The 10,780-nt window shown below is 67.7% G+C and carries 8 protein-coding genes; 2 read left to right on the top strand and 6 right to left on the bottom strand.

Annotated elements, in window-relative coordinates:
* Positions 1–1,075 (top strand): efflux RND transporter permease subunit (locus VFY73_RS22680; RefSeq protein WP_329723062.1); only part of this gene is annotated, 1,075 nt, incomplete at its 5' end.
* A gap of 142 nt (positions 1,076–1,217) precedes the next feature.
* Here the strand turns inward: VFY73_RS22680 and VFY73_RS22675 are convergent.
* Positions 1,218–3,557, bottom strand: a complete 2,340-nt coding sequence (locus VFY73_RS22675) for a methyl-accepting chemotaxis protein (protein ID WP_329723060.1) — start codon at positions 3,555–3,557, stop codon at positions 1,218–1,220.
* A gap of 301 nt (positions 3,558–3,858) precedes the next feature.
* Here VFY73_RS22675 and VFY73_RS22670 point away from each other — a divergent pair, with 301 nt between their 5' ends.
* A complete protein-coding gene (locus VFY73_RS22670; RefSeq protein WP_329723058.1) occupies positions 3,859–5,121 on the top strand; it encodes a PQQ-dependent sugar dehydrogenase in 1,263 nt (420 codons plus the stop codon).
* 93 nt (positions 5,122–5,214) lie between these two features.
* Here the strand turns inward: VFY73_RS22670 and VFY73_RS22665 are convergent, their stop codons facing one another.
* From VFY73_RS22665 to VFY73_RS22645, 5 genes are all read right to left on the bottom strand, one after another.
* Positions 5,215–5,604, bottom strand: coding sequence for a GNAT family N-acetyltransferase (locus tag VFY73_RS22665; RefSeq protein ID WP_329723056.1), 390 nt, complete (start codon positions 5,602–5,604; stop codon positions 5,215–5,217).
* Between the two features lie 116 nt (positions 5,605–5,720).
* Entirely contained in the window at positions 5,721–6,023 is a 303-nt protein-coding gene (locus tag VFY73_RS22660) for a hypothetical protein (RefSeq protein ID WP_329723054.1), read from the bottom strand.
* 13 nt (positions 6,024–6,036) lie between these two features.
* The gene (locus VFY73_RS22655; protein ID WP_329723052.1) at positions 6,037–8,463 is read right to left on the bottom strand and encodes a penicillin acylase family protein; all 2,427 of its coding nucleotides are present in this window, start codon (positions 8,461–8,463) and stop codon (positions 6,037–6,039) included.
* A 69-nt stretch (positions 8,464–8,532) separates the two neighbouring features.
* Positions 8,533–9,813, bottom strand: a complete 1,281-nt coding sequence (locus VFY73_RS22650; RefSeq protein WP_329723050.1) for an AGE family epimerase/isomerase — start codon at positions 9,811–9,813, stop codon at positions 8,533–8,535.
* 87 nt (positions 9,814–9,900) lie between these two features.
* Positions 9,901–10,780 (bottom strand): ABC transporter ATP-binding protein (locus VFY73_RS22645; protein ID WP_329723048.1); only part of this gene is annotated, 880 nt, incomplete at its 5' end.

Genomic DNA, 10,780 nt, shown 5'->3' with positions numbered 1-10,780 from the left:
CATCAAGGGCGCGGTCGACGTCGACACGACCGTCAAGCCCGGCCTGCCGGCTTTCGCCGTGCGCCTGAAGGACTCGGCCATCCGCGAGCTGGGCCTGACCGGCCCGCAGGTGGCGTCTTCGCTGCGCGCTTACGTCAACGGCGACGTCGCCACCTACTGGACCACGCCAGACGGCAACCAGGTCGAAGTGCTGCTGCGCCTGCCGCAAGGCCAGCGCGAGCGCATCGAGCAGATGAGCAAGCTGCCGGTCGCCTTCGCGAAAGACGGTTCGCCGATCGCGCTGGACCAGGTCGCGACCATCGAGCAGGTGTTCAACCCTGAAGTGATCCGCCGCCAGAACCTGCAGCGCCGCGAAGCGGTATACGCCGGTGTCGAAGGCCGCCCGTCGGGTGACGTCAACGCCGACGTGCAGAAGCTGATCAAGGAGACGCAACTGCCCCCGGGCGTGAGCTTCATGGTCGACGGCGCCGGCAAGCAGCAAGCCGAAGCCTTCAGCGGCCTGCTCAGCGCGATGGCGCTGGCCGTGATCTTCATCTACATCGTGCTGGCCAGCCAGTTCGGCAGCTTCCTGCAGCCGATCGCGATCATGGTGTCGTTGCCGCTGTCGCTGATCGGCGTGATGCTGGCGCTGCTGTTGTGGCGCTCGACGTTGAACGTGTTCTCGATGATTGGCCTGGTCATGCTGATGGGCCTGGTGACCAAGAACGCGATCTTGCTGGTCGACTTTGCCAACCATGCCCGCAAGGCGGGTGCCACCGTGCGTGACGCGCTGCTGCAAGCCGGCCAGATCCGGATGCGGCCGATCATGATGACGACCGCGGCGATGGTGTTCGGCATGCTGCCGATGGCGATCGCGCTGAACGACGGCGGTGAGATCCAGGCGCCGATGGGCCGCGCGATCATCGGCGGGGTGATCACCTCGACGCTGCTCACGCTGGTCGTGGTGCCGGTGATCTACAGCTACATGGACAACCTGGGCGCCTGGTTCAAGCGCCGCTTCGGCAGCAAGCATGCCGTGGCCGAGGTGTCGAGCCTGCCCAGCCACGGGCCGCAGGGCGCGCCGGCCGACCGCTGAACCGAGCGGAACCCAAAAGCAAAGGCGGGGCATGAGCCCCGCCTGGCCGCCTGAAGAGGCTCATTTCCTACAGGAGGGGCGGGCCGCAGGCCCAAGAGTGCACCAATCCGCCCCGCCTTTTTCATGGTGACGTGATGGCCGTTCAGGCTGCCAGCGGCGTCTTGGCGTTGGTGTAGATCCCGCAGCCGACCAGCAGCTTGTCACTGATCGCGACCACATAGCTGGCCTTGGGCTGCACCTTGCCAGTCTGCTGGTTGATGATCGAGTACTCGACCCAGTGGCTGCGGCTCGTGGCTTCCCACGATTCACGAGCGAAGCGGTCGCCGTCGATGCCGGGCACCTCGTGCACCAGCTTGCCCTCCATGGCCGGCTTGGCGCCGTGCACGTGGTAGCGGGCGTCTCGGTCGGTCACGAAGATGTAGAGGTCGCGGTCGAGGAAGCCGCCCTTCGGGTCGCGGAACACGGCGGCGGCGGCCTGAAGGCCCCGCTCGCGGATCAGATGGACCGCACGATCGACCATGCTGCGGGCTTCGTCGGCGCTGCCTTGGCGCAGGCGAATGGCAGCCACGGCTTCGCTCAGCAGCGACGCGCGGTTGACCAGCTCGCCCGACGCGCGGGAAGACTCTTCGACCATGCTGGCGTTCTGGTGCGTGATCTCGTCCAGCGTGCCGACGCTGCGCGACACCTCGCCCAGGCTGGCAGACTGCTGGGCACTGGCCTGCGCGATGCCACGCAGCTTGTCCGAGACGTCGCGCACGCCGTGCACCACGGAGTCCAAGGCGCCATTGGTGCGCTGGATCCGCGTGACCGACTGGCTGACTTGCTCGGTCGATTGGCTGATCAGCTGACGGATCTCTGCGGCGGCCGAGCCGCTGCGTTGCGCCAACTGACGCACCTCGGTGGCAACCACTGCAAAGCCGCGGCCGGATTCACCGGCCCGCGCGGCTTCCACCGCTGCGTTCAAGGCCAGGATGTTGGTCTGGAAGGCGATACCGTCGATCACGCTGATGATCTCGGCCACCTTGCGCGAGCTGGCTTCGAGCGTGGTCATCGACTGCACGGTTTCGCGCATCGCGGAGCCCCCGGCCTCGGCCTGGTTGCGCAGTTGGGAGGTGAGCTGGTCCAGCTCGTGCGCGGCGCCAGCGTTGGCCGAGACCGCGTCGCTGAGCTGGCCGACCGTGGCCACCGTCTCGCGCAGGTTCTGCGCCTGTGCTTCGGTGCGCTGCGACAGCGCGTCGCCGCTGGCCGCCAGCTGCTTGCCCGAGATGCCGACCCGGACCGCGCTGCTGCGGATCTCGGCCACCATCACCGACAGGCCTTCGCTCATGCGTTCGACGACCTTGCCGATCTCGGCCAGCTCGTCACGCCCTTCGATCTGCACCTTGTGCGCCAGGTCGCCGCCGGCAACGGCGGTGACGCCCTTTTGCAGCACTGCCAGCGCCTGGCTGAAGCTGGAATAGAAGGCCAGGCCCAGGTAGAGCATCAGCACCATGCCCAGTGCGGAAATGCCCAGTTGCAGCCACAGCTTGCCCTGCAGCCGATGCTCACGGGTCTTCAACTCGTCAACCAGCAGCTCATGAACTTGCTGATTGAACGCCACTACTTTGGCGATGGCTTCGCTGCCCTGGACGAAGTAGGGCGGGGCCTCGCCGCTGATCGTCTCGGCCGTGAAGATCTTGCGGACCGTCTCGTCGAACGCCTGCGAGGCGGTCAGCGCCGCGTCCCAGCCGGCCGGTGGCTGCACGCCGGCACGCTTGAGCGCGTCGACACGGAAGCCCACGTCGACCAGTGCCATGCGCAGCGAATCGGCGCGACCGACCAAAGTGGCGCGCTCGGCGTTGTTGGCGTCGCCGCGCGAGAGCAGGGCGGCGCCCTGGCCACGGGCCTGGCCTAGAGTCTCCGTCCACGGGATGACGCGCTCGACCGTCAGGTCCATCAGGAAGAAGCTGCCGGCTTCCGGGTCCAGCAGCAGGCCTGAGCGTTCGCCGACCAGCAGTGTCAGCTGGCGCAGCTTTTCGATGTGCTGGCTGTGCTCGGCAAAGGCGTCGGCTCGCTTTTCGGCGTGCTTGCCGTCGGCCAGCGCCAACGAGGCGTCGCGGGCCGGCTTCCACAGGTCGTCCATCACGAACGGCTGCGGGTCGGCCAAAGTCCTGTCGATCGCGGCGACGGCCGCCTTGATCTGCTCGCGCACCGCGTCGCGCTCGCCGGCGGCGCCGGTCTCGCTGGACAGCACGCGGTTGGTCAGACCCCGGTGGGTCTGCACCTGGGTCACCAGGTCAGTCAGCTGCTTCACCACCTGGGTGCCGGCCAGTTCCGAGCGGGCAATGCCCAGGTCGCCGCGGGCTTGTTGCGCGCTGTAAATGATCAGCAGCAGCAACGGCACCAGCAGCATCAGACCCATCAGGGCCATCTTGGTGGGCATGCGCAACTGACGCATCAGGCGTGCGCCTGGCTGCAGGATCTTGGTGCCGAGTGCGAACATGCAGCTGTCTCCCAGCGTGGACGGCACAGGCGGCACCTTGCCCCCGAATCCAGTCCCACGGACTCGCATATCTTCGGCCGTTGTCTGCGCCGAGAAAGGGTGAAAAGCCCGGCTAAGCTGCGGCAGATTGCCGCAACCGGACGATCCAATGCGTTACGTGTTGAGGTCCCCGGGCAGGGTGATTCGGTCAAGACTGGGGCCAGGCGCTGGGAGGCGAGATTGCCTGTGTCCGCTGCCACCCGCGGTGCGCGCTGTTCCCTGCGACGAGACCCGTTCAACGAATTCCCAGAGGAGACCTGTCATGAAGAACCTGCAACATCTGCGCGTCGGGCTGGTGGCCTGTGCGCTGGCTTGGTGTGTCCCGTGCGCGTATGCGTTGGAGGGTCGGGTGGTAGCCAACGGCTTCGACGAGCCGCTTTATGTGACGGCACCCAAGGGCGATGGGCGCCTGTTCGTGGTGGAAAAAGGCGGCGTCATCCGCGTCATCAAGAACGGCAACACGACCAAGTTCCTGGACATCTCGGCGCGTGTGGGCACCGCAGGCGAGCGCGGCCTGCTCGGCCTGGCGTTCGACCCCGACTACGCCACTAACGGCCGCTTCTACATCGACTTCACCAGCGCCTCCACCGGTGCGACCAAGGTCGAGCGCTACACCGTGACGCCTCCGACCGCCAACAAGGCCGATCCATCGACGCGGCAAGACATCATCACGATCAACCAGCCCACGCACGACAACCACAAGGGCGGCTGGATCGGCTTTCGCCCCGGCGACAAGAAGAACCTGTACATCTCGACAGGCGATGGCGGCAGCAGCTACGACCCCGACAACAACTCGCAGAACGGGCAGGTGCTGCTGGGCAAGATGCTGCGCATCGACGTGAGCGGCACCGGCAGCGGCTACAAGATCCCGTCCGACAACCCGTTCGTGAATTCGAGCTCGGTGAAGGACGAGATTTGGGCCCTCGGCCTGCGCAACGCCTTTCGCGCCAGTTTCGATCGCAAGACCGGTGCGTTCTGGATGGGCGACGTCGGGCAGGACACGCGCGAGGAAATCGACTTCGAGCGCGCCGGCGATCCGGGCGGCCATAACTACGGTTGGCGTTTGCGCGAAGGCAAGATCAAGACGCCCGGTGGCGTTGGCGGCGACAAGCCGGGCCTGACCAACCCGGTCTTCGACTACCCGCACCTGGGCAACCAGGGCAGTCTGGGCAACTGCGTGACGGGGGGCTACGTCTACCGGGGCCCGTCGATCCCCGATGCCGATGGCCGCTACTTCTTCGGCGACTGCGTCAGCGACCGCGCGTTCTCGATGACGTTCAACGCCGACGGCACCCCGATCGAGCGCCGCGAAGAAACCTCGGCGCTGCTGGGCGGCTCGGGCCTGAGCGTGTTGGCGTCTTTCGGCGAAGACGGCCGGGGGCGGCTGTACGTGGTGGGCCTGAGCGGCACGATCCTCGCGATGTGCCCGTCGTCCCAGGGCCAGGCCAAGCCGCCGGTGCCGGCGGCAGTGCCGGGCCAGGTGCAGGTGCTGGCCGACTTGGCCAACCCGTGCGCGGCCCAGTAAGGATCGGGTGATCCGCTGACGGCGCGCGGATCGGGCCCGATTGCCCCAGCCGGGCCCGGTTCTGCGCGTGGATGACGGCGGCCCAGCAGGGTGTCAGGCGGCAGTGGCGCAGCGCATGGCCACACGGTTCACCATGCCCAGGCACTCTTCGTGCGCAAGGATGTTGCGCAGTGCAGGGCTCAGCTCGCCATCACCCAGCACGCGAAAGCCGGCGCTGCGATAGAACGGGCCGTTCCACGGCAAGTCCTCGAAGGTTGTCAGCGTGACGCCTGGATGCTTGCGCCGCGCGGCTTCATCGATGATGGCCACGACCAGTCTTCTCCCGAAGCCGCGGTTGCCGTGGTCGGGGTGGACCGCCATGACCGTCAGGTGGAAGTCACCGTCCTGCTCCCGTGCCATGGCGAAGCCGACGACCGAGCCGTCCGATACCGCGACCAGCAGCGAACCACTTTCCAGGCCTCTTTCGAGCTCTTCCATCGGCATGACGTCGTCGACGTCCGGAATTCGCCCGGCGGGAAACAGCGCCGCGGATGCCCGCTCGATTGGCTGAAGGCAGGTCAGGTCTGCTCTGTGGGCGTGTCGAATCAGCTGCGAACCGCTCATTCGCGCGGCAGCTCGCGTATCTCGACGGTGCCGCCCGCCTCATAGGTTGGATTCCCGATCAGGAAGCGCTTGGCATCCTCCAGATTCTCGGCGCGCACCCGGATGAAACCCGTCAGTTCCGCATTGGCGGGTTGCGCGGGTCGTCCTTTCCTGAATCGCCCACCGATTCCAATGGCGCTGCCACCGTCAAACCGGCCGCCTTGGCGCAACTCTGCCATGTAGTGGCCCCAACGAGCGCCATCGTTCGCTGCGAGCGAGTCGGCGGCGTCGTTGAGCATGAAGAGAATGTATTCATTCATGGTGGAGGGCTGCCTACCGCGGGTTCAACAGCAGCGTTTCCCGCGTGTGGCTCGCCACGTCGGCCGAGTCCAGGTATTGCGGGCGGGTCTGGCCATTCGCATAGGCCTGGGCCTGATCGCTGTAGTGGCGGTCACCCCAAACGCCGCTTTGGCCGATCGGCAAGATGCCGCGCGCCGCGCCGGGCTGCGAGAAGTCGATCACCCGGCGTGTCGACGGCCCGTAGGTCACGGGAATGGGGACCGCGGCGATCGGCCCGCTCAGGTTGTTCGGCGTTTCGCGGCCGCCGGCCGCGGCGAACGGGCCGACGTTGAACACCTTGTCCAGCGGCGCCTGCTTGCCCAGCGGGTGCTCGTGCGTCAGCCGGTGGGCACGGCCCCACGTCCAGCCGCCGGTGTCGGCACCGAGCGTGGCCTTCAAGTGCGTCAGCGTCTTGTGCCAGGCGGCGTCGACGATCTGCGCCCGCGTTTCCTTGTCGGGCGTGCCGCGCCGGTCCCACCAGGCAGAGTCGACGTCTCCAGCCAGACGGGGCAGGGCGTGGTCGAGCGCCCGGGTGCGGCGCAGCAACTGGTACGCCTCTTCGCCCAACTCGTCGGCCAGCGCCTCGTGCGCCAGGTCGAACAGGAACTGGTTGAACAACGTCGGCGCGACCGCGTCGACCGGGTGTTCGCCATGCCAGGCGGCCAGTTGCTCGACCAACGCCTTTTCGCCCGGGTCGGGCGACGCGGTGCGCAGGTCCGCCAACAGCGGGGCCAACACGCGTTGGCCGTAGCCGGTCTGCGTGTCCAGCTGCAGCGCCTGCATGGCCGGCGTGTCCCAGCCGGTGGCGCGGGCGGCCAGTTGCTGGTCGAGCCGCTGAGCGCGGTCCCACAGGTTGTAGTAGCCCGGCACCTGCACCGTGCCGGCGGGTTGGTGGTTGGCCGAGACGATGTAGCCGCGCACCGGGTTCTCTTCGTGCGGGTTCTGCTCGAAGGGCAGGAAGCCGGTCTTGTCGGCCTCGGCGCTGCCACCGTCGAGCAGGAAGCTCGGGTTCACGCCGTAGGGGCGCAGCGGCAGCTTGGCGGCTGCCCACCAGGCGATGTCGCCGCTGGCGCTGGCCCAGACCACGTTCAGGCCCGGCGAGTGGATCTTGCTGACGGCGCTGCGCGCCTTTTCGAGCGTGTCGGCGCGGTCGAGCTGGTAGAACGCTTCGAGGATCGGGTTCTCGGTCTGCAGCAACGCCCACCACATCGCGATTGGCGTCGTGCCGGCGGTCTTGTCCAGCGCGTCGTTGATGATGGGGCCGTGTGGCGAACGGCGCAGCGTCAACGTCACCGGCGCCTGGCCCTTGACGTTGATCGTCTCTTGCCGCTCCTGCAGATCGGCCCACTGGCCGTTGGCCCACACCTGCTTCGGGTTGTCGGGGTTGACCTTCTCGGCGACCAGATCGATGTCATCGTTCTGGAACATCGTCAGGCTCCAGCCGAACTGCGCGTTGTGGCCGACCAGCGCGAACGGGTTCAGCGCCTGGTGCAGTCCATACAGCTCGATGCCCGGCGCCGACAGATGCGCTTCATACCAGACGGCCGGCACCGAGAACGAGATGTGCGGATCACCGGCCAGCATCGGCTTGCCGCCGGCGGCGCGCGCGCCCGAGATGGCCCAGGCGTTGCTGCCTTCGAACAGCGGCACGCCGGCGATGTCCAGTGCGTTCTGGCTCATCGAAGCGACCTTTTCCAGGTCGCGCCAGTCGGCGGCCTGCAGCGCCGGGCCGGGGCTGCTGGCGGGGGCCGCGGGCGCGGCGGGCTGGCCCTGCGTCACGCCGTCGGGGTACCAGGCCAGGTCGAAGATGCCGAGGTAGTCCGGACCCAGCTGCTGCTTGATGCGGCTCAGGGCCGGCTCGGTGCGGAAGGCAGCGGCGAAGCTGTACGCCAGGTAGCCACCGACGCTGGCGGTATCGGCCGCCGTGAACGGCCGCTTCGGGATGCCGAGCAGCATGAACTCGATCGGCGCCGGGTGCGTGTCCTGGAACTGGTTGATGCCGTCGAGATAGGCCTGCAGCGCCTGCGTCGCCGGCGCGGACTTGTCCATCTTGGCGGCAAACGCGTCGGCGTACTCACGGATCGTCAGTGTGCGGAAGAGGCGATCCGTCTCGACCAGCTTCGGCCCCAGCACCTCGGCCAGCTCGCCGCGGGCGAGGCGGCGCAGGATCTCCATCTGGAACAGCCGATCCTGCGCGTGCACGTAGCCGAGCGCGCGGTAGAGGTCGGTCTCGTTTTCCGCCCGGATGTGCGGCACGCCCGACTCGTCGTAGCGCACCTGCACGGGAGCCTTCAGGCCCGAGAGGCCCAGCGTGCCCGACCGCTGCGGCAGCCGCGCATGCCACATCAGGGCCAATACGGCGATGGCGATGACCAGCAGGCCCAGCAGGGCGTAGGCAAGGAACTTGAGGACGCGTTTCATGCGGCAGATCGGCGGTGTGGGAACCGCCGGATTCTGCCGGTCAAGCGCGCCTTGTGTGGCGCGGGTTTGTCAGCGTGGGCCTTGGTCGACAGCGACGGAGCCATTCAACCGCTCCATCGCCCCCAGCACCTCATAGCACGCCCCCATGTTGTGATAGTCCACCTTGCCGGCCGGGCTTTTCTGGTCGGTGAGTTTGCGGTTGTCGTGGGTCAGGATGCGGAACCAGGCGCCGTGCTGGTGGTCGACGAAGTGTTCCCAGGCGTAGAGCCAGATGCGGTCGTACCAGTCCCAGTAGCCGCCGTCGTGGGTGCGCTCGGCCAACGCTGCGGCGGCGGCCATCGACTCGGCCTGCACCCAGTGGTACTTGTCGCCGTCGCAGACCTTCATGTGGGTGTCGGTCGCCGGGTCGCCCTCGGGGGCGAAGCCGTAGACGAGGCCGGTGTGGTGGCGGTCCCAGCCGTTGTTCACCGCGGCGGCGAAGAGGTCGCGCGCGTGGTGCAGCATCCAGCTGTCTTCTGGGGCGTTGGGCGTCAGCCGCTCCAGCGTCAGCAGCAGCTTGGCCCACTCGGTCAGGTGGCCGGTCTGGAAGCCCCAGGGGCGGAAGATGTTGCTGCGGTCGTGGCGGTTGTAGTTCCAGTCCGGCGACCAGTCGGCGTGGTAGTGCTCCCAGACCAGGCCGTGGGAATGCGCGGCCAGCCGGTGGGTGACCGACTGGGCCAGCGTCGTGGCACGGCGCAGGCAGAAGGCGTCGCCGGTGGCCTCGTAGGCTGCCAGCAGTGCCTCGCACGCGTGCATGTTGGCGTTCTGGCCGCGGTAGGGGCGCAGTTGCCAGTCCGGCGCGGCCTCGTCGGCGTAGAGGCCTGCATCGGGCTCCCAGAAGCGCTTTTCCATCAGGCCCAGGGTCGCGTCGATCCCGGCGCGCGCTTCGGTGATGCCGGCTCGCAGCGCGTGCGCCTGCGCCAGCAGCACGAAGGCCAGGCCGTAGCAGTGCTGGGTCGCGTCGATGACCTGCTTCTTGCCGCCTTCCCAGTGCAGCAGCCATGTGTAGCCGCCGCTGGCCGGGTCTTTGTGGACGTCTTCGACGAAGGCCAGCGCATGGCGGGCGGTGTCCAGCCACTTCGTGGCGTGAGGATGCTCCGGGAAGTGGCGGGCCGCGTTGGCGAAAGTGAAGACGTAGCGGGTGCTGCTGACGAGGTGGCGGGTGTGGCGGTCGTAGACGGTGCCGTCGTCGCGCAGGAAGTGGAACAGGCCGCCAGACGGGTCGATTGCCCGCTCGTCGTAGAAAGCCATCGTCTGCAGCAGGTGCTCGCGCAGGAACGCGGGGCTGCGGAAGTCCGGAAGGTGTTTCATGCAGTCGATGCTACGCCGCGCGTGGCGGCGCTGCAGTAACCCGGTGTCTTGTCCCGGGAATGCGTGTCATGGCCACGCGACACATCACTACGCCACACGACGGTCGTCTGCGCCGAACAGGTGCACGGCCTTCGGAGACCACGCCAAGGCGACCGTCTCGCCCACGTGTTGGGTGACCTTGCCGGGCACGCGCGCCGTCCAGGTGCCCAGTGGCGTGTCGACCATTGCGTAGGTCTCGGGGCCGGTCGGCTCGACCATCGCCAGGGTGCCGGGCAGGGCGGCCGCGGTGCCCGGGGCGGCCAGTGCGATGTCTTCGGGCCGTACGCCGTAGCTCAACTCGCTGTTGGTGCTGTTGTTCAGGGCCGCGCTTTGCGCATCGTTCAAGGGCAGCGTCAGGCCGTGCGCACTGACGCTGGCGCCGCTGCGCTGGGTCGCCACGATGTTCATCGCCGGTGAGCCGATGAACTCGGCCACATAGCGGGTGGCCGGGCGGCCGTAGATGTCGTCCGGGGTGCCGAATTGCTCGACCCGGCCGTCACGCATCACCGCGATGCGGTCGCCCAGCGTCATCGCCTCGACCTGGTCGTGGGTGACGTAGACGGTGGTCGTTTGCGTGCGCTGGTGCAGGCGCTTGATCTCTGCGCGCATCTCGACGCGCAGCTTGGCGTCGAGGTTGGACAGCGGCTCGTCGAAGAGGAAGAGCTTGGGGTCCCGCGCCAGGGCACGGCCCATCGCCACGCGTTGGCGCTGGCCGCCGGACAACTGGCCGGGCTTGCGGTCGAGCAGGGGGCCGATCTGCAGCATCTTGGCGACGCGGTCGACCGCAGCATCGCGCTCGGGCTTGGGCACCTTGCGCATCTCCAGGCCGAAGGCGATGTTCTGCGCGACGTTCATGTTCGGGTACAGCGCGTAGCTCTGGAACACCATCGCGATGTCGCGGTCGCGGCTGGGGGCGTGGGTCACGTCG

The sequence above is a fragment of the Ideonella sp. genome (genome assembly GCF_036277275.1).
Lineage (GTDB): Bacteria > Pseudomonadota > Gammaproteobacteria > Burkholderiales > Burkholderiaceae_C > Ideonella.
The sequence above is the reverse complement of the archived record's forward strand: the minus strand, read 5'-3'. Positions and strand labels throughout refer to the sequence as shown.

Excerpts from the sequence above, each read along its gene's own strand:
- VFY73_RS22675 (WP_329723060.1), bottom strand. The coding sequence starts at position 3,557 with ATGTTCGCACTCGGCACCAAGATCCTGCAGCCAGGCGCACGCCTGATG.
- VFY73_RS22650 (WP_329723050.1), bottom strand. The coding sequence starts at position 9,813 with ATGAAACACCTTCCGGACTTCCGCAGCCCCGCGTTCCTGCGCGAGCAC.
- VFY73_RS22670 (WP_329723058.1), top strand. The coding sequence starts at position 3,859 with ATGAAGAACCTGCAACATCTGCGCGTCGGGCTGGTGGCCTGTGCGCTG.
- VFY73_RS22655 (WP_329723052.1), bottom strand. The coding sequence starts at position 8,463 with ATGAAACGCGTCCTCAAGTTCCTTGCCTACGCCCTGCTGGGCCTGCTG.
- VFY73_RS22665 (WP_329723056.1), bottom strand. The coding sequence starts at position 5,604 with ATGCCGATGGAAGAGCTCGAAAGAGGCCTGGAAAGTGGTTCGCTGCTG.
- VFY73_RS22660 (WP_329723054.1), bottom strand. The coding sequence starts at position 6,023 with ATGAATGAATACATTCTCTTCATGCTCAACGACGCCGCCGACTCGCTC.